Below are 23,960 nucleotides of genomic sequence, written 5' to 3' on the forward strand. Positions count from 1 at the left end.
GGAATCACATTATGTCAACGCAAATGGCTGGTGGCTGGAGTCCATTTCATGAACTCACAGCAGAGAATAAAGAAGTATTTGCTAAAGGTATCGAGGGGTTTGTCGGTGTCAAATACTCCCCTTTGGTTGTGGCTACTCAAGTCGTAGCCGGACAAAACTATGCGTTTTTCTGTAATGCAGAAGTTGTCTACCCTGGAGCACAACCATACCCAGCAATGGTTCATATGTTCAGTGACCTTGAAGGTAAAGTCGGTATTACTCACATTGAACGATTAAACTACTAAATTAAGCCATAAAAGGCGCCTGACTTTTAAATAAGTGAGGCGCTTTATTGATTAAGATTGATTAGTTTGCGCGATCACGACTTTTCTTAAATATCCTTGCTTGGCGTTCAGTTGCTCAGTCGCGCTTTCTCTATCCAGCCCGGTTAAAATCATCAAAATCGCTAACTTGGCGTCGTAGTCCGTTTCTTTGAGCGCCGTTTTAGCCTCTTGGTTAGTACAATCTGTTGCTTGCATAACAATACGAGCCGCTCTTGCAACTAGCTTTGCATTCGTCGCTTTCACATCTACCATTAAGTTCTGATAACTTTTGCCCAGGCGAATCATGCTTGCGGTAGTGAGCATGTTTAGTACGAGTTTTTGTGCCGTCCCTGATTTTAAGCGAGTGGACCCCGTTAACGCTTCAGGTCCAACAACGGGGCTAATCGCAATATCGGCAATATCTGCAATCGGAGAGTCAGGGTTACAAGATAGTGCTACAGTGGTGGCACCAAGCTCGTTCGCATACTCTAAGCCACCAATCACGTAAGGTGTTCGTCCACTTGCCGCAATACCAACGACGACATCGCGTTGTGTTAGCGTATTCTCTTTAAGATCTTGCTCGCCTAATGTAGGGTCGTCCTCCGCCCCTTCTTTTGCACGGAACATTGCCTCTTTTCCACCGGCAATAATACCAACGACCATCTCTGGATCTGTGCCAAAAGTTGGTGGGCATTCTGAAGCGTCCAAAACGCCAAGTCGACCACTGGTACCCGCACCGATGTAAAACAACCGACCTCCGACCTTAAATGCTTCCGTGATCTTATCAACGGCTTCAGCGATCTCAGGCAATACTTTTTCAACGGCAAGAGGAACGAGTTTGTCCTGTTGGTTGATGCGTTGAACAATATCGAGAGAAGGCAGCAAGTCGATGTCCATGGTGTCTGGATTTCGCCCTTCAGATACCAGATGGGATAAAGCTGCGATAAGTGCATCGTTCGTCATAATGAATTAAGCCTTTTTGTTTAGGATCTATTGCCCTTAATTTTTTGAATAGAGTACACCCAGTGAAGCGAGACGACTTGCCCCCGTAACTTCCGGTAAGTTGCTGGGGAGGCCGTGAATATGACGCTGCGCAAGCCAAGCAAACGCCATTGCTTCCATGTAATCGCCATCAACACCTTTTTCTGCCGTTGTCGCAACGCTCCATTGTGGCAATAACTTGGCCAGTCGTTGCATCAAAAGCGGGTTTCTTGCTCCACCGCCACAGACCAATAGTTGAGGTGTGATGCCATGAGAAAACTTGTCGACTTCGTTGGCAATGGTAATTGCAGAATACTCGCAAAGTGTACGTTGTACGTCTTCGATTGGTAACTTGTGATGGACCATTTGTTGATGCAGCCAGTCAATATTGAACAGTTCTCGTCCGGTACTTTTAGGGGCTGGCATGGTGAGGTAAGCTTCTTTGAGTAATTGAGTCAACAAAGTAGCGTTTACCGTTCCTTTAAGTGCAAATTGTGCATCTTCGTCGAAGCTTTGCCCTTTATGCAGCGCACACCATGCGTCCATCAACATATTGCCCGGGCCTGTGTCATAGCCAATGACTGGTTGTTCTGGATGCAGTACAGAGATATTGGCAATGCCTCCAATGTTAAGCACCACAGTTGTGGAATCCTGCATCGCAAAAATGCTTTTATGGAAAGCAGGGACGAGTGGGGCACCTTGTCCACCTAGCGCCATGTCTTTACGACGAAAATCCGCTACCGTATCAATGCCTGTCTTGACCGCGATAATGTTGGCATCGCCCAATTGAGTGGTAAACGGCAAGTTTCCGGTAGGCTGATGGAACACTGTTTGACCGTGATTACCAATCGCACGAATTTGCTCTGCGACGTAACCAGACTTATTGAGCAGCTGTAACACAGCATCTGCAAATAGGTGGCCGAGCTGATGGTCAAGTTCACCTATGGCTTTTAAATTTGTTGCTTGACCGGTACAAACAGATAACAGCATGTCTTTTAGTGCTGCGGGCATTGGGTAGTCGTCGTGCGCAATCAGGCGAACATGCTCATCGCTTATTTCAACTAGAGCGGTATCAACACCATCCATACTCGTTCCAGACATCACACCAATGTATAGTTCGTTAAATTTCATAGCCGATCTCGTCAATTCTTCATTCACTTATTGTAAAGCAAATCTGAAGCGAATAACCTCATCGAATACGAGATATTCAGCCGATTTTGAGGAGAAAACATGGGACCGTTATGGGTTGACGTTGCGGGGTATGAACTGACCGCTGAAGACAAAGAAATCTTGGAGCATCCTACGGTTGGTGGCTTAATTCTATTTGCTCGCAACTATCATGATAGCGAACAGCTTCAAGCACTTACTCAATCCATCCGAAAGGCGGCTAAGCGCCCGTTTTTGATCGGTGTGGATCAAGAAGGCGGCCGAGTGCAGCGCTTTCGTGAAGGTTTCTCATTAATTCCTGCTGCTGATGAGTACGCTAAACATCAAAATGGTGAAGAGCTTGCTCGTATGGGCGGTTGGTTAATGGCAGCAGAGCTGATTGCCCATGATATTGATTTAAGCTTTGCCCCGGTACTTGACCAAGGCCATCAATGTAAAGCGATCGGTAACCGCGCATTCGGTGAAGATGCCGATACCATTCTTCGCTATAGCACTGCATATATGCAGGGAATGAAGAGTGTTGGCATGGCAACGACAGGCAAGCACTTCCCTGGACATGGTGGCGTGATTGCAGACTCACATCTAGAAACACCATACGATGAGCGCAGTGATATTTTTGAACAAGATATGGCGATCTTCAAAGCGCAAATTGATGCCGGTATTTTAGATGCCATGATGCCTGCTCACGTGATTTTCCCACATTATGATGCTCAACCAGCCAGCGGTTCTGAATACTGGTTAAAACAGGTCCTGCGTCAGCAATTGGGTTTTAAAGGTTTGGTTTTTTCGGATGACTTGACCATGGAAGGCGCTGCGATTATGGGCAGCCCAGCCGAGCGAGGTGCTCAAGCATTGAGAGCTGGTTGCGATATGTTGTTAATGTGTAATAAACGAGAAGCGCACGTTGAGGTATTAGACAACTTACCGGTTTCAACCGTGCCACTCGCGGATGGATTACTGAAAAAACAGTCATTTTCTCCAAGCGAACTTAAGCTATCTCAAGAGTGGAAAGCGGCGAGTGAAGCGATGAAACGCTTGACTAGCTAAACCTCTTGTAAAAGATTCAAAACAGCGATGAGAAGCCAAAGTTAATTATACTTTGGCTTTTTATTTAACTGTAAACCTAGGTTTACACTAAATGTTTTTTATTCTGTACGCTTGTTTTTCTTTTTTAGCCTGTTATCTTGTCGTTAAAGCTTAGTTGTCTCACCAAAGGTTTGGTTGGGTGTAAAAATAAATATACAGGTTAGAGTTATGCAGAAAAGTGAGTTGAGCAATATTAATATTATCGAAGAACAGGTTCTTATTACTCCGGAGGAACTAAAAACCAAGCTTCCTTTGAGTGAAAAAGCACGTCGCTTTATTCAAGAGTCTCGTCAAACTATCGCTAATATTATTCACAAGAAGGATCACCGCCTGCTTGTTGTATGCGGTCCATGTTCTATCCACGACGTAGAAGCGGCGAAGGATTACGCAAAGCGACTTAAAGCACTCTCTGAACAACTAAGTGACCAACTGTATATTGTTATGCGTGTTTACTTTGAGAAGCCGCGCACCACGGTCGGCTGGAAAGGCCTGATCAATGACCCACACCTAGACGGCAGTTTCGATATTGAACACGGTCTGCATGTTGGACGCGAACTTCTGGTGGAGTTGGCAGAGATGGAAATCCCGCTCGCGACTGAGGCTCTAGACCCAATTAGCCCACAATACTTGGCGGATACTTTTAGCTGGGCAGCCATCGGTGCTCGTACGACGGAGTCACAAACTCACCGTGAAATGGCAAGCGGCCTGTCTATGCCAATCGGTTTTAAGAATGGCACCGATGGCAGTTTGGCAACCGCAATTAACGCGATGCAAGCTGCGTCCTCTAGCCACCGTTTTATGGGAATTAACCGTGAGGGACAAGTCGCACTGTTGACCACCCAGGGCAATGCTAATGGACATGTGATCTTACGTGGCGGCAAGCAAACTAACTACGATTCGGTATCAGTCACTGAGTGTGAGCAAGAGATGGCGAAATCTGGTCTTGATGCTTCATTAATGGTGGATTGCAGTCACGCCAACTCACGTAAAGATTACCGTCGCCAGCCATTAGTCGCGGAGGATGTGATTCATCAAATCCGTGAAGGCAATAAATCTATTATCGGTCTTATGATTGAAAGCCATATCAATGAAGGAAATCAATCTTCTGACTTAGCTCTTGAAGAGATGAAATACGGTGTATCTATCACTGACGCATGTATCAATTGGGATTCAACTGAGGCACTATTACGTCATGCACATGAAGAGCTAGTGCCTTTCTTAGAAAATCGTCTAAAGGCTAATTAATACAGGATTTAAGGAACATCAATGGCAGTTGAACTTAACGCATTACGCGATCAGATTGATGCAGTCGACAAGCAAATGTTGGAGCTATTGGCTCAGCGTTTAGCGCTCGTAGAGAAAGTTGGGGAAGTAAAAAGCGAACATGGTTTGCCAATTTATGCTCCAGACCGCGAAGCGGCGATGTTAGCTTCTCGTCGCGCTGAAGCTGAAAAAATGGGAATTCCTCCACAGCTTATTGAAGATATTCTGCGTCGAACAATGCGTGAGTCTTATGCCAGCGAGAAAGATTCCGGTTTTAAGTGTTTGAACCCTGATTTACGCTCAGTTGTTATTATTGGTGGTAATGGTCAATTGGGTGGCCTGTTTGGGCGTATGTTCAAATTGTCGGGCTACCAGGTCAAAGTTCTCGGCAGTAAAGACTGGGATCATGCGGATGAGATTCTAGACAACGCGGGTTTAGTCGTGGTCACGGTGCCGATTCATCTAACGGAAGGGGTGATCGAAAAACTGGGGAACTTGCCGCAAGACTGCATTCTGTGTGACCTGACTTCTATCAAGTCGAAGCCTCTGCAAGCAATGTTGAATGTGCACCAAGGTCCTGTGGTTGGTTTGCACCCAATGTTTGGCCCAGATGTTCCGAGCCTTGCCAAGCAGGTTATTGTGTACTGTGATGGCCGTGGTCACGAGCATTACCAATGGCTATTGCAACAGTTTGGGATTTGGGGCGCAAGCTTGTGCCAAATCGATGCACAAGAGCACGATCATGGCATGACGTTGATTCAGGCGCTGCGCCACTTCACGTCGTTTGCTTACGGTATGCACCTTAGCAAAGAGAATCCGAACATCGATCAGTTGTTGAAGTTAAGCTCGCCAATCTACCGCCTTGAATTGGCGATGGTGGGACGACTGTTTGGTCAGGATCCGAACTTGTACGGTGATATCATTTTCTCTTCTCAAGAGAATATCGATATGATCAAGCGATTCCATCAGCGTTTAGGTGATGCGGTAGCGATTCTGGATAGCAGAGACAAAGCGCGATTCATCGAAAGCTTTAAGCAGGTGAGTGATTGGTTTGGTACTTATTCTCAACAATTTATGAATGAGAGCCAAAACTTACTCAAACAGGCGAATGATAATATTCATCGCGGCTAATCACGGGTCATTTAGCCGTGCAGAGTCCGAAACAAAAAGAGCAGCGTAAGCTGCTCTTTTTCGTGTTGATGGACAAATCAGTTCGTCGCAGTATTACTCGTATCTTCACTTGATACTGTGTTGATACTGGTATCGCGATAGGGTGAATTGGTTAAATTGACTTGTAGACGTACAACGTTATCAATCAATTGAACCAAAGGTCCCCATTTCACTTTTTTCTCTTTTTCAAAGACGTCATTGAAGTTTTCTGGCGTCCACTCCATTAAGTATTGAGGGTTGAGTGCTCGTCCGAGGAAGCGTACTTCATAGTGCAAGTGTGGCCCTGTGGAGTTGCCAGAGTTACCGCATTGAGCAATGATGTCGCCTTTACTAACAAACTGACCGCTTTTCACTTTGAAGCGTTGTAGATGAGCAAAGGAGCTCATAAAGCCAAATGAGTGACGAATGGTGACATAGTTACCATAACCACGATTGCTCGGGCGAACGGTTTCCACCACACCGTCAGCCGGTGCCAGGATCTCTTCTCCTCTTTTACAAGTCAGATCGATACCAGTATGAACATGCCTCTTACCTGAAATCGGATTAATACGACTGCCGTAAGAAGAAGAAATACGTTGGTATGTGACTGGACTGTCATTTGGTATCAAACGGAACATCGTCGCTCGAACAGCAGAATCGATAGCGGCTGCGTCAATTCGCTCCTCTAACCCCATGCTGTTCTCATCGATCATCAACTCTTCGTCTGCGAGACCTAAAACCGATTCAACGTCGAATACCCGTTTGCCCAATAGCTGAATTTGATTGTTTTTGTCCGTCAAAGACTGGGAAAGCGAATGATTGGTATCAAGCTGTTCTTCGTAAAGAGCCGTCACTTCGGCCTTTTCACTTTCCAGTTTGGCGATGATTTGTGTTAGTTCGTCTTTATTGTGCATCTGCTGCTGATTAAGGTACCACGCGCCACCAACGACGGCGGGTAATGCCAATACTGAAGCAAATACTGCTAGGACCGAACTGCGGCCCAAATAGAACTGCTGATCGCCGTCTTTCGTCGGGATCTGCATGATGATTTTTTTAGACATAGTTATTGTTACTTAAATAGGCGTTCATTTATTTTTCTCCTAAAAACCAGAGAGGTGCTCTAACTCTCGATTCAGAAGGTCGTTATTGCCTACATTCAATTCTATAAATCGTTTTAGTTGGCTAATGCTTTCGATGTCTACCTTAGCGATCTTCAACCTAATCTCACACTTAGAAACATTCACAATTTGCGCTTTTAACGTAATCACTTGTTCGGATTGATCAAATGAAAAAGTCACATGGACTGGAAGGGTTGGATCCAAAGCCTCAGTCTCTTCCACTTTCATGAGTAAACCATGCAAGGAAAGATCTTGAATCCTAGCTTCAATTGCCAAATCACGTTGTTCTATCTTAGCTGGAGCTTGATGGAGAATACGTGAAAAGCGTCGTCTCTCTGTCATATGAATATTCTCGTCAGGTCGTCAAACAGAATTGAATAGTATATCAATACGAACAAAAAGTGTTCGATTGTTGTTTGAAAAGTGTCGAGGTCGCTACAGAGTGACGTAAGTGCAACGTCATGTTCTTAACGAACGAGACGGGCTAATGAGCTCTTTTTATAACAAAGAAAACAAAGGCCGCTATGATAGCGGCCTTTGTACAAATTACAATCAAACTTTGTGGGTTGCGATTACTTCGCAATACGCTTGTATTTGATACGGTGTGGTTCTGCGGCTTCAGGACCCAATGTTTTCTTCAACCAATCCATGTACTCTGTGTAGTTACCTTCGTAGAAGTTAACTTGGCCTTCGTCACGGTAGTCAATGATGTGGGTCGCGATACGGTCAAGGAACCAACGGTCGTGCGAGATAACCATTGCACAACCAGGGAACTCTAGTAATGCTTCTTCTAGAGCACGCAGTGTTTCAACGTCAAGGTCGTTGGTTGGTTCGTCGAGTAGCAACACGTTGCCGCCCGCTTTAAGAAGCTTCGCAAGGTGGACTCGGTTACGCTCACCACCCGATAGTTCACCAATAATCTTTTGTTGGTCACTGCCTTTAAAGTTAAAGCGTGAACAGTATGCACGAGCTGGGATTTCGAAGTTGTTGATCTTAATGATATCAGCACCTTCAGAGATCTCTTGGAATACGGTTTTAGAATCGTCCATGCTGTCACGGAACTGATCGACAGATGCTAGTTTTACTGTATCGCCCATCTCAATTGTGCCCGAGTCTGGTTGTTCAGTACCACTTAACATCTTGAATAGCGTCGATTTACCTGCGCCGTTCGCACCGATGATACCAACAATCGCACCTTTAGGGATGCTGAATGACAGGTCATCAATCAGAACACGACCGTCAAATGACTTAGTCAGGTTCTTCACTTCAATAACCTTATCACCTAGACGCTCACCAGGTGGGATAAACAGTTCATTGGTTTCATTACGTTTTTGGTGATCAGAGCTTTGCAGTTCTTCAAAGCGAGCCATACGTGCTTTTGACTTCGCTTGACGACCTTTAGGGTTTTTACGTACCCACTCAAGCTCTTTCTCGATAGTCTTTTGGCGAGCACTCTCTTGGGAGGCTTCTTGTTGTAGACGAGCGTCTTTTTGCTCCAGCCATGAGGTGTAGTTGCCTTCCCATGGGATACCTTCACCACGGTCCAGTTCTAAGATCCAGCCCGCAGCGTTATCTAGGAAGTAACGGTCGTGGGTGATGGCTACTACGGTACCTGTGTAATCCACTAAGAAGCGCTCTAGCCAAGCCACTGATTCTGCATCTAGGTGGTTGGTAGGTTCATCAAGCAATAGCATGTCTGGCTTAGAAAGTAGCAAGCGACAAATAGCCACACGGCGGCGTTCACCACCTGATAGGTGCGCAATTTTTTGGTCCCATTCAGGTAAACGAAGTGCGTTTGCCGCACGCTCAAGCGCATTTTCTAGGTTATGACCATCTTTCGCTTGGATAAGGGCTTCTAGCTCGCCTTGCTCTTTTGCAAGTGCGTCGAAGTCTGCATCTGGTTCAGCGTATGCTGCGTAGACTGCGTCCAAACGTTTCAGAGCGTCAGCAACGTCAGCAACCGCTTCTTCAACAACTTCACGAACGGTTTTTGATTCGTCTAATACTGGTTCCTGAGGTAGGTAACCTACGTTTAGACCAGGTTGTGGACGCGCTTCACCGTCGATATCCGTGTCGATACCTGCCATGATACGTAGCAGTGTGGATTTACCTGCACCGTTCAGACCTAAAACACCGATTTTCGCACCAGGGAAGAAGCTCAGAGAGATGTCTTTAAGAATTTGACGCTTAGGTGGCACAATTTTGCTCACCCGCGACATGGTATATACGTATTCAGCCATTGCCGATCGTTCCTAAATTAACTGTCATTCAAACCCATCATTTTATACCAAGTGCTTTGTTTTTGTTACCGCATTGCAAGAATTTCCCTAACGAATGGATTTCTTATTTTGAGCTGACCGGAAACTTACACGGTTAGGGTATACACTTTTGTTATTCGTTAAGAATGACGAAGTGTTTTCTATGCGAGTTAGAAACGCTTTGTCTCCATCGTCTTAAAAGTTTGACGAGTACAATTTTTAATACACTAAGTTGCTTTACATGGACATCTGCATTCTGTGTAAATAGATGCATGTGTGAAAATTGCCTTAACATCACATGAACTCTAACAAAACTAGGCTTTAGGGCAGTATATGTCTGGGGAAAATGACACAAATGAGATTCAACGTATCTGAATTGGCTAAAAACGTATGCTGCGCCGCCGCGTTGTGTGCTATGAGTTTGAGTGCTAATGCCGCGCTGAGTTTGGAAAAGCAGCGCGAAGTATATGAGCAAGCTCAAGATTTATTAGATAAAAATGACATCGACGGATACCTTTCGATTCGTCCTAAAATTTCTGACTATCCACTAACGCCTTATGTGGATTACCGCACTTTTATTAGACAGTTACCGGAAAAGTCACCACAACAGGTGAACGAGTTTATTTCTGAGCACGAGTCTTTTCCATTTTCTCGTCGAGTTCGCGCTCCATACCTCAATCATCTTTATAAGCAAAAAGATTGGAAAACCATTACTGAGTTTCAAAAAGTCATTCCTAGTGGTGAGCGTTACCAATGTATTTTCTACGTAGCTCAATTAAAGCAAGGCAAGAAAGTCGCGGCGTTTAAAGGGGCTGAACATATGTGGTTACGTGGCATCAGCATTGCTGATGAGTGTGACCCATTATTTGAAGCATGGGACAAGGCGGGTGAGCGTACCGATGAACTGATTCTACAGCGTATGTTACTGGCGTTTGATGCTCGTAATGGCGGTTTGATGAGTTACTTGCTCAAACTGCCTAAATCAGCGCAGGCAAAGCAACAAGCCAAAGAAATGAAAGCGTTGTTTGATAATCCTTCAAGTGTTGGGGAATTCGCGAAGAAAAAACCTGCGAATGATTTTAATCGAGCGCAAAGTGAATATGCGTTAGAAAAGTTGGCTCGCATGAACACTAGCCAAGCACAAGGTGCGTACGATGCCGTCATTAAAGGACAGAAGTTTTCTCCAGAAAAAGCGCAAGAACTTGCCGACTATATTGCATTTCGATTGACTCGTACGGAGTCTGAGTCATTAGCTAAATGGCGCGATGATAAAACGAAAACCAGTCAGTACTTACCGTTGATTGAAACGCGCATCCGCTTAGCGATTCAAAATGCAGATTGGAAAGGCGTACAAGAGTGGATTGCTGTTCTAAATAAAGAAGAACAAGCCACGCTACGCTGGCAATATTGGCTTGGAAGAAGTGAAATAGCGTTAGGTGATGACATCGCGGGGAAACAGCGTTTAGCAACTCTGCTTGGGCAACGAAACTTCTACAGTGTGGCTGCCGCCAATGCAATCGGGCAATCAATCAAATACCCAACGCATACGGTTAAGTTGGACAAGAAAGTTGTTCAACCCTATCAAGACTCGCTAGCTCGTATCGAAGAGTTGATCGCGACGGATAAAATCGCAGCAGCGAAGAGTGAATGGGCACACTTACTGCGCCGCGTAGGAAAAGATGAAAAGGCGATGTTGGCGGCTTATGCATCATTTAAACGTTGGCATAACCTAACGGTGACCGCGAGTATTCAAGCGCAGATGTGGGATAATATCGAACTTAGGTTCCCAATAGCACACCGCTGGTGGTTTAACTTTTATGCGAAAAAGCACAACATTGATCCCGTCACGATGATGTCTCTCGCTCGACAGGAAAGTGCGTTAGATGTTGAAGCCCGCTCTCCAGTTGGCGCTCGTGGTCTTATGCAGATCATGCCTGCGACGGCGAAGTACACGGCACGTAAATATAAGTTGAGTTATCAAGGTACGCAGGACCTCTACAATGTAGGAAAAAATATCGAAATTGGTAGCCATTATTTGCAAGGTTTATTAGAGGATTACGATAATAATCGTATTTTTGCTCTTGCTGCTTATAATGCAGGTCCTAACAGAGTAAAAACGTGGCGAGAGCGTACCCAAGGAAAAGTGGATGCTTATGCCTTTATTGAGGCAATTCCATTTAAAGAGACGCGCGGTTATGTACAAAACATCTTGATGTTTGAAACATACTATCGTGATCTTTTGGGTATCGATGGCGCGTTCTTGAATCAACATGAGATCAATACCAAGTATTGAGTGAGGTAACTTGATGTCGCACGAACCCGAGTACAAAGACTGGCAACAGATTATTGAGCTAATTCGAACAAGTATGGGCACCCAGCAAGATGACATGCTGTTAACTATGCTGATGTCACGTGATGAGAGAGAGTCATTAATATCACGCGTTAATATAATTAACGAACTTCTTAAAGGAGAATTATCTCAACGTCAGATCAGTCAGATGCTTGGTGTGGGCATTGCCACCATTACTCGTGGCTCTAATGAACTAAAGTCGAAATCTGATGAAGAAAAAGACAAGTTGAAAGTCTTGTTAGAACAAGTTGCAGTATCTAAGTAGACAGTATATCCAATTTGCTTTTAGGCCTTGGTGTTACAAGTGACTAAGATTACGTATTACAAAGGGCGGAAATATCCGCCCTTTTTGCGTATCTAGAGACTAGGCTGAGTGTTATAAATTTGAAGGAAAGTGCTCAGGGTTTGTGAATGGAATTAAAGCCAGAATCAAGGCTTGGTGATAGACCGAGCTTCGAGTTAGCTGGTTTTGGGTTAGCAGGCTAATAGCGCCACCTTTCTGTTTGATGTTATCAGTACCAAACACTTCGTCCATTACATCTCCCAATTCATTCGCATCCTTGAGTTTTTCCAAGACTTTTGGCGGCAACATTAAGCTTGCAGAACGAGATTCACCGCGGTGAGTCTCTGATTCAACCACCATCCAAGCAAACGTCACGTTTGCTTCAATTCCCGCTTCGAGACCGACATAGTAATCCGCGTTTGGCATCTCTACTTTTGCGTTTTTAACGCGGTTTAGCGCACCACGATGAGTTTCTTCATTCGTCATGGGCTGATCTGCGACCTCACTCGGTACACTGATGCCAACGAAGTTGAACTCTTGATGCGGAAATGCATTACGAAATGCACTTTGAACTGCATTAATTTTGGCTGGGTTTAGCGATGCGATTACGACTTTTTGGGTTGCCATGATCTTTTTACTCACTGGTGTCTATTAACTCAATTTTATTTGCGTAGGCTTTACGTTCTCACTCGGGTAACAGCCTAATACTTTCAAGTGCTTAGTGATTTTTGTTAGCTCTTCAAGTGCCTGTTGCATTTCTGTCGAAGCAAGATGTGATGTCAAGTCTACGTAGAACATCTCCTCCCACGGGTTCCCCATAATTGGGCGTGATTCTAGCTTGGTCATATTGATGCCGTAACGTTGCAGCACTAATAGTGTTTCAACCAATGAGCCTGCCTCTTGGGAGGTCGACATGATCAATGTGGTTTTTGCTGGAATCTGAGTAGAAACTTCAACCGGTTTACGAGCAACCACGATAAAGCGAGTATGATTTTCGGTTTGGTTTGCGATGTTGCCTTGAATTGCTTGCAAGCCATATAGCTTACCGCTTGATGCATTACCAATTGCAGCTACATCATCACGATCCATCTCTTGGACTTTCTGCATTGCATCTGCTGTGCTCGCGCAGGACTCCAGCTTTACCCCTTTCATACGGCTTAAAAACTCACTGCACTGTTGGTGTGGCTGAGGGTGAGAATACAGCGTTTTAATATCTTCCAGACGAATGTCTTTTTTCGCAACCAAGCAGTGTTCGATTGGTTGAGTTAGCTCTCCAACGATGTAAAGCGTCGTGTGTTGTAGTAAGTCATACACTTCATTAATAGAGCCTGAGCTGGTGTTTTCGATTGGCAGAACGCCATAATCAGCATGGCCAGATTCAACCGTTTGAGTCACTTCTTTAAAGTGCTCGCAGTTGAGCTCGATAAGCTCCGTATTTTTACGACTGAAGTATTCACGACTTGCCAAGTGCGAATAAGAGCCTTTGGCTCCTAAAAAAGCGACGCGAGCAAGTGGCTTACGGCTTTGCTGTGGGTTAACGAGATTTTGCAGATAACTTTGTTGAAGCAGAACTGAGTCTTCAATGATGGTATGGAAAAGTTTGGTGATGTACTGCGCGTCAAGTTCGTATTTATCTTGGCCATTAGAAATCAGCTTGACCAATAATTGCTGTTCACGGACGGCGTCGCGAACAGGCTTTGAGGTTTGTACTTTGCTTTTGGCTACTTCAATGCTGAGTTTACGGCGCTCAGACAATAAGCAGAGAAGTTGGTCATCCAACTCATTCAAGCGTAAACGAATTTCTTCGAGGGAAATAGGTTGGTCAGTCATCAATTCTTTCCTTATAAAAAAGCCTCCCGATTTGGGAGGCTTTCTGTTTGTTTTTGACTTTTCTTTCACAAACGAGTTCGCCCCTCCAACTATGGGAGGAAAAAGAAGTCAAAAATAAACAGTGAGGTTAAATGCATAAATAGTGCTTAATTTATGAGTGTTTAAACACAATAAGCAAGGCTGGGGAGAGCGTCAAGCAAAAAAATAGCGCCTTTCGGCGCTATTTCCTCAATCTGTTCAGTTTACTCTTCTTCTTCCACTAGCTCAGGCTTACTTGCACGTCGAGCTTCAGGTTTGTGGGTCAGCTTGTTCAATTGTCGTTCTAGTTTTTGCTCCACTTCGTTGATAGCTGCGTAAAGATCTTCGTGAGTTGCTGAGGCAATGAGCTGGCCTTTAGGAACTTTGATAACCGCTTCGAATTTCTTCTGTTTGTTTGGTTCCTCACTGAAAGTTGCTTGGCAACCAATTAGGTCTACTTGCCATTTCTCCAGTTTTTTAAATTTGCTCTCAATATGAGCTCGGATTGCAGAGGTGATTTCGATGTTTTTGCCAGTGATATTCATTGTCATAAGTGTTTTTCCTCTGTTGCATCCCTCATGGGTTGAGTTCAGATTACCGCTTTAAGCATAAAAAAATGTGATTCAGATCACTATTTTGCTCGGGTTTTTTATGATGAAAAATGAATGTGATCTCACTCAAGAACTTCTGAGATTTATCGTGAAATTGCTTGTTATCGGTTAGTAAATCCGTAGATTGGATAGAGTACTCAGCTGAAAACGGCCTCGTTTTTAGGGAAGTTTTACGGCCTAATATTTGAGGTGGTTAAAATTTAACTACACGTAAGGTGTGATGACGATCACTGAGTCTCTCCAATGAATCCATTTAAAAAGCCGCTTACTGTACAAGCGGCTTTTTACTGCCTGGCATTTGGCTGACTTTTCGTAGCGGTATCATGAAAATGGGGTCTTTTGGGGCTAGTGAAACCCTTTCTAGACTTTTGACTTGGTCCAAACTTTCTAGTTGTTTGTATATTATGTAGTAGCGATTAATGCTTGTGACGTACCCAACCGTTGAGCTTAAACTTTTCCGCATAACGACTTCCACGTTATTAAACCAAACATTAGGATCGTAACCTTGTTGGGCTGCACGCTTACGAATACGCTCTACATTGCCGGGGCCCGCATTGTAAGCCGCCAATGTAAAGTAGAGTTTATTTTGTGCAGTAATATCAGGATCACTGAAGTACTGCTTACGCAAAAAAGCTAAGTATTTCACTCCAGCATGAATGTTGTTTTCTAATTGTCGAACATTTTTGATATTGATATTCGGATCTTGAGCGGTGCTGGGTAGGACTTGCATTATGCCAACGGCACCTCGGCTTCCAACTAGGTCGTTATTAAATCCTGATTCCTTGTAAGCGATTGCAGCGATCAGTAAATAGTCGATATCGTATTTCTCACCATAGCGTGAAAATAGCGCTGCGAGTTTTTCTAGTTGAGCAATTTTCTTAGGGTTAAGAGCTCTGTTCAACCATCCCGTGTTATCGATGTATTTACCGTAAATAACGTTACCGAGTAGTGTCCCAGAGCGAGACTTCTGGATGAACTTATTCACGACGGCTTTTAATTTGGGACTATTTTCTCGCATTGCCCAAGCAATTTTGCCATTTTTGCGGATAGGGATTTTTTTGTGAACCCGAATATCATCCATCACTTTCAGCCAAAGCTTGGCTTTATGGCTATCGAGAACAATGGCTTTGACGTAACCATTGTTGAGCATTCCGACCAGCTCATAATCTTGAAGTGTTTCTTCAATAAAGTGCACGATAACAGGCGGTAAGCCTTTTTTGTTTAGTTTCTTATTTAGTGTCTGAATGCTTTCAAAGTAGCTAGAACTGGCGCGCACCCAAATCTCTTTGCCGCTCAATTGTTCGATTTTCGTCATCGCTGGTGTGCTTTTGTTTGTCACTACCCACTCTTGAATACCAGTGAGGATGGGTGAACTGAACTCCACTTTCTGTTTGCGCGTGTCGGTAATAGTCAGGTTGGCGACAACTAAGTCACCTGAACCGTTTTCTAAGGCTGGCAGTAGCTGGTCGCGGGCAACAGGAATAATTTGTACGTTAAGCTTTGGTTTGAGTTTACGAAGGTCTTTTTCGAAATGCGCCAGCAATTCCGCGCCTATGCCTTTTGGTGTGCCGCCCTCAATGTAGTAAAAGCCTAAATCAGCAGAAACTAAGACGCGCAGTACATTCTTCTCCTTGATGACATCGAGGTCTCCGGTATAAGGAGGCTGTTTGAGCGGCGAGATTTGCAGTGCGCAAACGGAAGCAGACAATAGGAGCAGCATAACTGCGCAAAGCTTAGATATCGTCACGTTCACATCCTTTTTATAAAGGGGGGAGGAGAACTTTAAGCATATGTGGAGCTAGGAAGATCATCAAGAAAGGGCTGAATACACTATTGAGAGTAATAAAAAACCGCCACGGTAAAAACGGTGGCGGTTCAGTTTAAAGCAAGTTCAATTACTTCACAGGGTTGAGCTCTATAAGCTTTTCAGTTCTTGCTACGGCGTCTTCCAAACCAAGTTGCTTGTAGGCCTCTAGCTGGATAGTCAGTGACTTACGTGCAGCTTCTGTGTCTGGATACGCTTTTTGTAGCTCTTGGCTGCGATTAATAGCAGCGACCCAAGCTTCACGGCGAAGGTAGAAGTCAGCAGTCGCTAAATCATAGTTCGCTAGACGGTTTTTCAGCGCGACCATACGTTTTTGTGAATCTTCTGCATATGGGCTATTCGGGTAACGTTGAAGTAGTTTTTTGAAGTCATCAAACGCTTTTTTTACCGGTTCAGGATCGCGATCGCTTCGATCTACGCTGAATAAATCATGCATAAAGTTACGATCTTGCGCCATGTGGCTTAGACCTCGCATGTACAGCACCCAATCCATCTTTTCATGGGTTGGGTTTAAACGCATAAAGCGAGAAATGGTTGCCAAGCCCAAAGCAAGGTCGTCGTTTTTGTAGTACGCATAGATTAGGTCAAGCTGCACCTGTTCAGAGTAGGCACCGAATGGGTAACGTGAGTCTAATGCTTCCAGTTTCTCAATTGCAGAAAGCCAATTACCACTTTGAAGAGAAATCTGTGCGTCTGCATACAGTTCCGAAGGCGGCACATCAGGAACGATTTCTTCTTTGCTTGCACATCCAAACAGAAGGGATACCGCTAAAAGGCCTGTTAAAGTCTGACGTTTCATATCAGGAGTCTGTTCCTTGAATCTAAATATTTCTTAAGCTGCCGTTACTTTCTTTCCAGTAACAGATACAATGACGTAATAGTCTATTTTTTCACAGTCGTGAGCATTAGTCTCACAGTTTTTAAAAAAGTTCGATATGGCTCAGCAGATTGTATTAACAAATACCGTAAAAGATAGCCAGTTAGGTCAACGTTTAGACCAAGCTATCGCCGAATTATTCGCGGACTTCTCTCGCTCGCGCCTAAAAGAGTGGCTGCTTGATGGGAAAGTTCAAGTTGATGGTGAAGTTGTCACTAAACCTCGTACCAAAGTAATGGGTGGCGAGGAAATTACATTGCAAGCCGAGTTAGAAGATGAAGAACGCTGGGAAGCGCAAGATATCCCGCTAGATATCGTCTATGAAGATGAAGATATTATCGTTATCAACAAACCTCGTGACTTTGTGGTTCATCCGGGCGCTGGTACGCCTGATGGCACTGTGCTTAATGCGTTGTTGCATCATTACCCTGATATTGCAGAAGTACCTCGTGCAGGTATCGTGCACCGTTTGGATAAAGACACAACGGGTTTGATGGTGGTGGCGAAAACCGTTCCTGCACAAACTCGTCTGGTTCGCGCACTGCAAAAACGTAATATTACTCGTGAGTACGAAGCGATCGCTATTGGTCGTATGACTGCGGGCGGTAAAGTGGATCAACCGATTGGTCGTCACTCTACTAAGCGCACGCTTATGGCGGTAGCACCAATGGGCAAACCAGCAGTAACGCACTACCGTGTTGCTGAACGCTTCCGCGAACACACGCGTATTCGCTTGCGTCTAGAAACGGGTCGTACGCACCAGATTCGTGTGCACATGTCTTACCTTCAGCATCCGTTGCTCGGTGATATTGCATATGGTGGACGTGCTCGCATCCCGACAGGTGCGTCTGAAGAGCTAACGGCAATGATCCGGGGTTTCGATCGCCAAGCATTGCACGCAGTAATGCTGCGCTTTGAGCACCCAATTACGGGCGAAGTTCTTGAGTTTCATGCTCCAGTGCCTGATGACATGGTTGTGATGACTGAAGCGCTTCGTCAAGATACAGAAGAGCACGGCTTACCGGAAGAATTCTAATATGAAGACGATCATTCCGAATTGGCCAGCGCCTAAAAATGTCAAAGCTTTCGCCTCAACACGCATAGGCGGATTTTCGACAGGCCCTTACCAAGGGCTAAATTTAGGTACTCACGTTGGGGATGATTTGTCTTTAGTAGAGAAGAACCGAGCTTGGTTGGCGCAACAGGCAAGCATGCCAAATGCGCCAATCTGGTTAAACCAAACGCATTCAACCGTTGTGGCTCAAGTAAATGAACCAACAACACAGGTGCTTGATGCGGATGGTGTATTTACTTCTTCAAGCCATGTTGTTTGTTCAGCGATGACCGCCGACTGTTTACCTGTATTATTGACTAATACACAAGGTACGCAAGTAGCCGCTGTTCACGCAGGTTGGCGTGGCTTAGCAAATGGCATTGTCGAAAATGCGTTAGCGTTGTTTTCTGGTGAAGTGATAGCGTGGCTTGGCCCCGCCATTGGCCCTCAAGCCTTCGAAGTGGGTGAAGATGTTCTGCAAGCTTTTGTTGATTTTGATTCACAGGCGAATCAAGCATTTGCTCCACGCGATATCGACGGTAAATGGTTTGCTGACATGTCGGTGCTGGCAACGCAACGTCTAAACCGGGCTGGTGTGACACAAGTGTTTGATTCTGGACTTTGTACTTACCAAGATAAAGCCTCTTTTTACTCTTATCGCCGTGATGGTAAGACTGGTCGACAAGCAACCTTTATTTGGATCGAAGACTAGCTATAAGCACCAAAGTGCTAAGATGCATACTACTATTTTTGCAAAGCTATCTTTATTCATTCACTCCCTTGAAATTCCCCACCCGAGTATCCATCTTTCTAACTGTCAAAAGAATTTCCTTTAGTTGAGGTTAGGAAGGTAGATATGCGTCTTGATCGATTCACAAGTAAGTTTCAAATCGCTATCTCTGATGCTCAATCACTAGCGTTAGGGCGCGATCATCAATATATCGAGCCAGTTCACCTCATGGTGGCTTTGCTTGATCAAAATGGCAGTCCAATTCGTCCATTGCTTACTATGCTGGATGTGGACGTAACGCATTTACGCTCTAAATTGAGTGAAATGTTAGATCGATTACCAAAAGTCAGTGGCATCGGTGGGGATGTTCAGCTCTCTAGTTCGATGGGCACATTGTTTAACCTGTGTGACAAAGTGGCGCAAAAGCGTCAAGACTCCTATATCTCGTCTGAAGTCTTCCTGCTTGCCGCTTTAGAAGATCGCGGACCATTGGGGCAATTGCTCAAAGAGATCGGCTTAACAGAGCAAAAAGTCAGCCAGGCAATCGAAAAGATCAGAGGTGGTCAAAAGGTCAATGATCCGAATGCAGAAGAGCTTCGTCAAGCATTGGAAAAGTTCACCATAGACCTTACCGAACGTGCAGAGCAAGGTAAATTGGATCCGGTTATCGGCCGTGATGATGAAATCCGTCGTACTATCCAGGTATTGCAGCGTCGTACTAAAAACAACCCTGTGATTATCGGTGAACCAGGCGTAGGTAAGACAGCAATTGTTGAAGGCTTAGCGCAGCGCATAGTTAACAATGAAGTACCTGAAGGTCTGCGTGGTCGCCGTGTGCTATCACTGGATATGGGCGCACTGGTTGCTGGCGCGAAATACCGTGGGGAATTTGAAGAGCGTTTAAAATCAGTATTGAATGAACTTGCTAAAGAAGAAGGCAACGTCATCCTCTTCATTGATGAACTACACACTATGGTCGGTGCTGGTAAAGGTGAAGGCTCAATGGATGCGGGCAACATGCTAAAACCGGCATTAGCTCGTGGTGAGCTGCACTGTGTTGGCGCAACAACATTGGATGAATATCGTCAGTACATCGAAAAAGATGCAGCATTAGAACGTCGTTTCCAAAAAGTGCTGGTGGATGAGCCGACCGTTGAGGATACCGTGGCGATTTTACGTGGCTTGAAGGAACGTTATGAGCTTCATCATCACGTCGAAATTACCGACCCAGCGATTGTTGCTGCGGCGAGTTTGTCACATCGCTATGTCTCCGACCGTCAGTTGCCGGATAAAGCGATCGACTTAATCGACGAAGCGGCTTCAAGCATTCGTTTACAAATTGACTCTAAGCCGGAGTCCTTGGATAAGCTTGAGCGTAAAATCATCCAACTCAAAATTGAGCAGCAAGCACTAAGTAACGAGCACGATGAAGCGAGTGAAAAGCGTTTGAAAGCGCTTAATGAAGAACTCAATGAAAAAGAACGTGAGTACGCTGAACTAGAAGAGGTTTGGAATACAGAAAAAGCAGCTCTTTCTGGTACTCAACATATTAAGTCTGAGCTTGAACAAGCTCGTATGGACATGGAGTTTGCTCGCCGAGCTGGCGATCTAAACCGTATGTCGGAGCTTCAATATGGTCGTATTCCTGAACTTGAGAAGCAGTTAGATCTTGCAACCCAAGCTGAAATGCAGGAAATGACGCTATTGCGTAATAAAGTAACCGACAACGAGATTGCAGAAGTACTTTCTAAGCAAACCGGTATTCCGGTATCCAAGATGCTAGAAGCGGAAAAAGAGAAACTACTTCGCATGGAAGACGTGCTGCATAATCGTGTGGTAGGTCAAAGCGAAGCGGTCTCTGTTGTATCGAATGCCATTCGTCGTAGTCGAGCTGGGCTTTCTGATCCAAACCGACCAATTGGCTCCTTCTTATTCTTAGGTCCAACTGGTGTGGGTAAAACAGAGCTTTGTAAGACACTTGCGAGCTTTATGTTCGACAGTGAAGATGCGATGGTCCGTATCGATATGTCTGAGTTCATGGAGAAACACTCAGTGGCAAGGTTGGTTGGTGCACCTCCAGGCTATGTCGGATATGAAGAGGGTGGTTACTTAACTGAAGCGGTTCGTCGCAAGCCGTATTCGGTAATTTTGTTAGACGAAGTAGAGAAAGCGCATCCGGATGTATTTAACATTCTGCTGCAAGTTCTCGATGATGGGCGTTTAACGGATGGTCAAGGTCGTACTGTTGACTTCCGTAATACGGTTGTGATCATGACATCTAACTTGGGTTCATCTCGTATCCAAGAGAATTTCGCAACATTAGACTATCAAGGTATCAAGAGTGAAGTGATGGATGTGGTTAGCAAACACTTCCGCCCAGAGTTCTTGAACCGTGTTGACGAAATCGTGGTGTTCCATCCACTTGGTCAAGAACACATTAAGTCCATTGCTTCTATTCAATTGGAACGTTTGGCGAAACGACTAGAGGAGAAAGGCTATCAACTAGAAGTTTCCGACAAAGCGCTCGATTTGATCGCTCAAGTTGGTTTCGATCCTGTGTATGGTGCGCGTCCTTTAAAACGTGCAATTCAGCAGAATGTCGAGAACCCGTTAGCCAAATCAATTCTTTCTGGTGAAATCGTTCCAGACAAGACAGTGCAGCTAATTGTTACTAATGACCAAATTTGTGCTCATCAATAATTGTATGGATACAGTAAAATTGAGATAAAAATCACACTAAAGGGGCCGTTTGGCCCCTTTTCTATAGTTTTTTAGAGTCTTTTGTCTGTTTTCTATACGAATAAACTAAAAAGGTGAGTTTTTTTAAAAAATGCACTTGTGTTCTTTAATGAACTCCCTATAATGCGCCTCCGTTGTCACGGGAAAGCAAGTGAAGCGGAACCTAAACAACTACGGTTAGTGAGTTAAAATTAACTCGCAGATAAATAACTTAAAAAAGTGTTTGACACGATAAGTTATCTAGCTAAAATAGCCGTCCACTTTGAAGAGAACTTCGAAGTGTGCTCTTTAAAAATATAGACCTATCAATCTGTGTGGGCACTCGTTGATGATAATCCAAATAGTTTCTTCGGAAACAATTTAGGTTTCAATGATACGAAGTGACCATTGAATCTTCGGATTCAGCACAGTCAATTCAAACATTACTTATGTAATGTTCAGTATTCATTGAGCCGAACAAAATCTTAAATTGAAGAGTTTGATCATGGCTCAGATTGAACGCTGGCGGCAGGCCTAACACATGCAAGTCGAGCGGAAACGAGTTATCTGAACCTTCGGGGAACGATAACGGCGTCGAGCGGCGGACGGGTGAGTAATGCCTAGGAAATTGCCCTGATGTGGGGGATAACCATTGGAAACGATGGCTAATACCGCATGATGCCTACGGGCCAAAGAGGGGGACCTTCGGGCCTCTCGCGTCAGGATATGCCTAGGTGGGATTAGCTAGTTGGTGAGGTAAGGGCTCACCAAGGCGACGATCCCTAGCTGGTCTGAGAGGATGATCAGCCACACTGGAACTGAGACACGGTCCAGACTCCTACGGGAGGCAGCAGTGGGGAATATTGCACAATGGGCGCAAGCCTGATGCAGCCATGCCGCGTGTATGAAGAAGGCCTTCGGGTTGTAAAGTACTTTCAGTCGTGAGGAAGGCGGCGTCGTTAATAGCGGCGTTGTTTGACGTTAGCGACAGAAGAAGCACCGGCTAACTCCGTGCCAGCAGCCGCGGTAATACGGAGGGTGCGAGCGTTAATCGGAATTACTGGGCGTAAAGCGCATGCAGGTGGTTTGTTAAGTCAGATGTGAAAGCCCGGGGCTCAACCTCGGAATAGCATTTGAAACTGGCAGACTAGAGTACTGTAGAGGGGGGTAGAATTTCAGGTGTAGCGGTGAAATGCGTAGAGATCTGAAGGAATACCGGTGGCGAAGGCGGCCCCCTGGACAGATACTGACACTCAGATGCGAAAGCGTGGGGAGCAAACAGGATTAGATACCCTGGTAGTCCACGCCGTAAACGATGTCTACTTGGAGGTTGTGGCCTTGAGCCGTGGCTTTCGGAGCTAACGCGTTAAGTAGACCGCCTGGGGAGTACGGTCGCAAGATTAAAACTCAAATGAATTGACGGGGGCCCGCACAAGCGGTGGAGCATGTGGTTTAATTCGATGCAACGCGAAGAACCTTACCTACTCTTGACATCCAGAGAACTTTCCAGAGATGGATTGGTGCCTTCGGGAACTCTGAGACAGGTGCTGCATGGCTGTCGTCAGCTCGTGTTGTGAAATGTTGGGTTAAGTCCCGCAACGAGCGCAACCCTTATCCTTGTTTGCCAGCGAGTAATGTCGGGAACTCCAGGGAGACTGCCGGTGATAAACCGGAGGAAGGTGGGGACGACGTCAAGTCATCATGGCCCTTACGAGTAGGGCTACACACGTGCTACAATGGCGCATACAGAGGGCGGCCAACTTGCGAAAGTGAGCGAATCCCAAAAAGTGCGTCGTAGTCCGGATTGGAGTCTGCAACTCGACTCCATGAAGTCGGAATCGCTAGTAATCGTGGATCAGAATGCCACGGTGAATACGTTCCCGGGCCTTGTACACACCGCCCGTCACACCATGGGAGTGGGCTGCAAAAGAAGTAGGTAGTTTAACCTTCGGGGGAACGCTTACCACTTTGTGGTTCATGACTGGGGTGAAGTCGTAACAAGGTAGCGCTAGGGGAACCTGGCGCTGGATCACCTCCTTAAACGATGATTATTGCGATGAGTGTCCACACAGATTGATATGGTTTAAATTTCAGAGCAAAATTGGTTCTGCATAAAATGCTGAAGCAATTTATGTGGGGCTATAGCTCAGCTGGGAGAGCGCTTCGCTGGCAGCGAAGAGGTCATCGGTTCGATCCCGATTAGCTCCACCACATACTCAGTGTCCCGTTCGTCTAGAGGCCTAGGACACCGCCCTTTCACGGCGGTAACAGGGGTTCGACTCCCCTACGGGATACCATCTTTAAGCGCATTCAATGAGTGCTTTTAAAAATGGTTACTTC

19 protein-coding genes, 2 tRNA genes, 1 rRNA gene and 1 other annotated feature are annotated in these 23,960 nt (G+C 45.2%); of the genes, 12 read left to right on the top strand and 10 right to left on the bottom strand.

The genetic code is table 11. The features are described from left to right. Window positions 1-11: 11 nt before the first annotated feature. Window positions 12-284, top strand: a complete 273-nt coding sequence (locus tag H9L11_RS09515; protein ID WP_005381911.1) for a hypothetical protein — start codon at window positions 12-14, stop codon at window positions 282-284. Window positions 285-335: 51 nt separating this feature from the next. Here the strand turns inward: H9L11_RS09515 and murQ are convergent, their stop codons facing one another. Continuing rightward, window positions 336-1,265 carry an N-acetylmuramic acid 6-phosphate etherase gene (gene murQ, locus H9L11_RS09520; RefSeq protein WP_005381910.1) on the bottom strand — a complete coding sequence of 310 codons (930 nt, stop codon included), beginning with the start codon at window positions 1,263-1,265 and terminating at the stop codon, window positions 336-338. A 36-nt stretch (window positions 1,266-1,301) separates the two neighbouring features. Next, window positions 1,302-2,414, bottom strand: coding sequence for an anhydro-N-acetylmuramic acid kinase (locus tag H9L11_RS09525; protein WP_064377041.1), 1,113 nt, complete (start codon window positions 2,412-2,414; stop codon window positions 1,302-1,304). A gap of 99 nt (window positions 2,415-2,513) precedes the next feature. On the opposite strand from H9L11_RS09525, the gene nagZ reads away from it, so the two are divergent. From nagZ to tyrA, 3 genes are all read left to right on the top strand, one after another. Then, entirely contained in the window at window positions 2,514-3,497 is a 984-nt protein-coding gene (nagZ, locus tag H9L11_RS09530; RefSeq protein WP_005381905.1) for a beta-N-acetylhexosaminidase, read from the top strand. A 207-nt stretch (window positions 3,498-3,704) separates the two neighbouring features. Further along, window positions 3,705-4,781, top strand: a complete 1,077-nt coding sequence (locus H9L11_RS09535) for a 3-deoxy-7-phosphoheptulonate synthase (protein WP_005381904.1) — start codon at window positions 3,705-3,707, stop codon at window positions 4,779-4,781. A gap of 21 nt (window positions 4,782-4,802) precedes the next feature. After that, entirely contained in the window at window positions 4,803-5,930 is a 1,128-nt protein-coding gene (gene tyrA, locus H9L11_RS09540) for a bifunctional chorismate mutase/prephenate dehydrogenase (RefSeq protein ID WP_005381901.1), read from the top strand. Window positions 5,931-6,007: 77 nt separating this feature from the next. On the opposite strand, the gene H9L11_RS09545 is transcribed toward tyrA, so the two are convergent. The 3 genes from H9L11_RS09545 to ettA all read right to left on the bottom strand — a co-directional run bounded on the left by H9L11_RS09545 (window position 6,008) and on the right by ettA (window position 9,306). Beyond that, window positions 6,008-7,009, bottom strand: coding sequence for a M23 family metallopeptidase (locus tag H9L11_RS09545; RefSeq protein WP_005381900.1), 1,002 nt, complete (start codon window positions 7,007-7,009; stop codon window positions 6,008-6,010). Between the two features lie 39 nt (window positions 7,010-7,048). Continuing rightward, entirely contained in the window at window positions 7,049-7,408 is a 360-nt protein-coding gene (locus H9L11_RS09550) for a PilZ domain-containing protein (protein WP_031781006.1), read from the bottom strand. Between the two features lie 230 nt (window positions 7,409-7,638). Then, window positions 7,639-9,306, bottom strand: coding sequence for an energy-dependent translational throttle protein EttA (gene ettA, locus H9L11_RS09555; protein WP_005381894.1), 1,668 nt, complete (start codon window positions 9,304-9,306; stop codon window positions 7,639-7,641). A 373-nt stretch (window positions 9,307-9,679) separates the two neighbouring features. Between ettA and sltY the strand changes: the two genes are divergently transcribed. Both sltY and trpR read left to right on the top strand, forming a co-directional pair. Beyond that, the gene (gene sltY / locus H9L11_RS09560; RefSeq protein WP_205390718.1) at window positions 9,680-11,617 is read left to right on the top strand and encodes a murein transglycosylase; all 1,938 of its coding nucleotides are present in this window, start codon (window positions 9,680-9,682) and stop codon (window positions 11,615-11,617) included. Window positions 11,618-11,630: 13 nt separating this feature from the next. Next, on the top strand, window positions 11,631-11,939 hold the full coding sequence (gene trpR / locus H9L11_RS09565) for a trp operon repressor (protein WP_005381892.1): 309 nt from the start codon (window positions 11,631-11,633) through the stop codon (window positions 11,937-11,939). Between the two features lie 111 nt (window positions 11,940-12,050). Here the strand turns inward: trpR and yjjX are convergent, their stop codons facing one another. The 5 genes from yjjX to bamD all read right to left on the bottom strand — a co-directional run bounded on the left by yjjX (window position 12,051) and on the right by bamD (window position 17,040). Next, window positions 12,051-12,584, bottom strand: coding sequence for an inosine/xanthosine triphosphatase (yjjX, locus tag H9L11_RS09570; RefSeq protein ID WP_005381891.1), 534 nt, complete (start codon window positions 12,582-12,584; stop codon window positions 12,051-12,053). A 24-nt stretch (window positions 12,585-12,608) separates the two neighbouring features. Continuing rightward, a complete protein-coding gene (gene pheA, locus H9L11_RS09575) occupies window positions 12,609-13,787 on the bottom strand; it encodes a prephenate dehydratase (protein ID WP_205390719.1) in 1,179 nt (392 codons plus the stop codon). Between the two features lie 12 nt (window positions 13,788-13,799). After that, window positions 13,800-13,921 (bottom strand) — a sequence feature (Phe leader region). A gap of 108 nt (window positions 13,922-14,029) precedes the next feature. After that, window positions 14,030-14,356, bottom strand: coding sequence for a ribosome-associated translation inhibitor RaiA (gene raiA / locus H9L11_RS09580; RefSeq protein WP_005381889.1), 327 nt, complete (start codon window positions 14,354-14,356; stop codon window positions 14,030-14,032). 325 nt (window positions 14,357-14,681) lie between these two features. Beyond that, complete coding sequence (locus H9L11_RS09585) at window positions 14,682-16,163, bottom strand: lytic transglycosylase F (protein WP_309474132.1); 1,482 nt, start codon at window positions 16,161-16,163, stop codon at window positions 14,682-14,684. Window positions 16,164-16,311: 148 nt separating this feature from the next. After that, window positions 16,312-17,040: an outer membrane protein assembly factor BamD gene (gene bamD / locus H9L11_RS09590; protein WP_005381876.1), complete on the bottom strand. Its 729-nt coding sequence runs from the start codon at window positions 17,038-17,040 to the stop codon at window positions 16,312-16,314. 136 nt (window positions 17,041-17,176) lie between these two features. On the opposite strand from bamD, the gene rluD reads away from it, so the two are divergent. The 6 genes from rluD to H9L11_RS09620 all read left to right on the top strand — a co-directional run bounded on the left by rluD (window position 17,177) and on the right by H9L11_RS09620 (window position 23,917). Next, window positions 17,177-18,154: a 23S rRNA pseudouridine(1911/1915/1917) synthase RluD gene (rluD, locus tag H9L11_RS09595; RefSeq protein WP_005381875.1), complete on the top strand. Its 978-nt coding sequence runs from the start codon at window positions 17,177-17,179 to the stop codon at window positions 18,152-18,154. 1 nt (window position 18,155) lies between these two features. Next, window positions 18,156-18,884 carry a peptidoglycan editing factor PgeF gene (pgeF, locus tag H9L11_RS09600; protein WP_205390720.1) on the top strand — a complete coding sequence of 243 codons (729 nt, stop codon included), beginning with the start codon at window positions 18,156-18,158 and terminating at the stop codon, window positions 18,882-18,884. Between the two features lie 144 nt (window positions 18,885-19,028). Next, complete coding sequence (gene clpB / locus H9L11_RS09605) at window positions 19,029-21,602, top strand: ATP-dependent chaperone ClpB (RefSeq protein WP_005381873.1); 2,574 nt, start codon at window positions 19,029-19,031, stop codon at window positions 21,600-21,602. A 505-nt stretch (window positions 21,603-22,107) separates the two neighbouring features. After that, window positions 22,108-23,660, top strand: a 16S ribosomal RNA gene (locus H9L11_RS09610). Between the two features lie 95 nt (window positions 23,661-23,755). Next, window positions 23,756-23,831, top strand: a tRNA-Ala gene (locus tag H9L11_RS09615). Between the two features lie 10 nt (window positions 23,832-23,841). Next, window positions 23,842-23,917 (top strand) — tRNA-Glu (locus H9L11_RS09620). Window positions 23,918-23,960 lie beyond the last annotated feature (43 nt).

The sequence above is a fragment of the Vibrio sp. sp1 genome (assembly GCF_016920955.1).
In the GTDB taxonomy this organism is placed as follows: Bacteria; Pseudomonadota; Gammaproteobacteria; order Enterobacterales; family Vibrionaceae; genus Vibrio; species Vibrio alginolyticus.

Excerpts from the sequence above, each read along its gene's own strand:
- H9L11_RS09515 (WP_005381911.1), top strand. The coding sequence starts at position 12 with ATGTCAACGCAAATGGCTGGTGGCTGGAGTCCATTTCATGAACTCACA.
- murQ (WP_005381910.1), bottom strand. The coding sequence starts at position 1,265 with ATGACGAACGATGCACTTATCGCAGCTTTATCCCATCTGGTATCTGAA.
- H9L11_RS09525 (WP_064377041.1), bottom strand. The coding sequence starts at position 2,414 with ATGAAATTTAACGAACTATACATTGGTGTGATGTCTGGAACGAGTATG.
- nagZ (WP_005381905.1), top strand. The coding sequence starts at position 2,514 with ATGGGACCGTTATGGGTTGACGTTGCGGGGTATGAACTGACCGCTGAA.
- H9L11_RS09535 (WP_005381904.1), top strand. The coding sequence starts at position 3,705 with ATGCAGAAAAGTGAGTTGAGCAATATTAATATTATCGAAGAACAGGTT.
- tyrA (WP_005381901.1), top strand. The coding sequence starts at position 4,803 with ATGGCAGTTGAACTTAACGCATTACGCGATCAGATTGATGCAGTCGAC.
- H9L11_RS09545 (WP_005381900.1), bottom strand. The coding sequence starts at position 7,009 with ATGTCTAAAAAAATCATCATGCAGATCCCGACGAAAGACGGCGATCAG.
- H9L11_RS09550 (WP_031781006.1), bottom strand. The coding sequence starts at position 7,408 with ATGACAGAGAGACGACGCTTTTCACGTATTCTCCATCAAGCTCCAGCT.
- ettA (WP_005381894.1), bottom strand. The coding sequence starts at position 9,306 with ATGGCTGAATACGTATATACCATGTCGCGGGTGAGCAAAATTGTGCCA.
- sltY (WP_205390718.1), top strand. The coding sequence starts at position 9,680 with ATGAGATTCAACGTATCTGAATTGGCTAAAAACGTATGCTGCGCCGCC.
- trpR (WP_005381892.1), top strand. The coding sequence starts at position 11,631 with ATGTCGCACGAACCCGAGTACAAAGACTGGCAACAGATTATTGAGCTA.
- yjjX (WP_005381891.1), bottom strand. The coding sequence starts at position 12,584 with ATGGCAACCCAAAAAGTCGTAATCGCATCGCTAAACCCAGCCAAAATT.
- pheA (WP_205390719.1), bottom strand. The coding sequence starts at position 13,787 with ATGACTGACCAACCTATTTCCCTCGAAGAAATTCGTTTACGCTTGAAT.
- raiA (WP_005381889.1), bottom strand. The coding sequence starts at position 14,356 with ATGACAATGAATATCACTGGCAAAAACATCGAAATCACCTCTGCAATC.
- bamD (WP_005381876.1), bottom strand. The coding sequence starts at position 17,040 with ATGAAACGTCAGACTTTAACAGGCCTTTTAGCGGTATCCCTTCTGTTT.
- rluD (WP_005381875.1), top strand. The coding sequence starts at position 17,177 with ATGGCTCAGCAGATTGTATTAACAAATACCGTAAAAGATAGCCAGTTA.
- pgeF (WP_205390720.1), top strand. The coding sequence starts at position 18,156 with ATGAAGACGATCATTCCGAATTGGCCAGCGCCTAAAAATGTCAAAGCT.
- clpB (WP_005381873.1), top strand. The coding sequence starts at position 19,029 with ATGCGTCTTGATCGATTCACAAGTAAGTTTCAAATCGCTATCTCTGAT.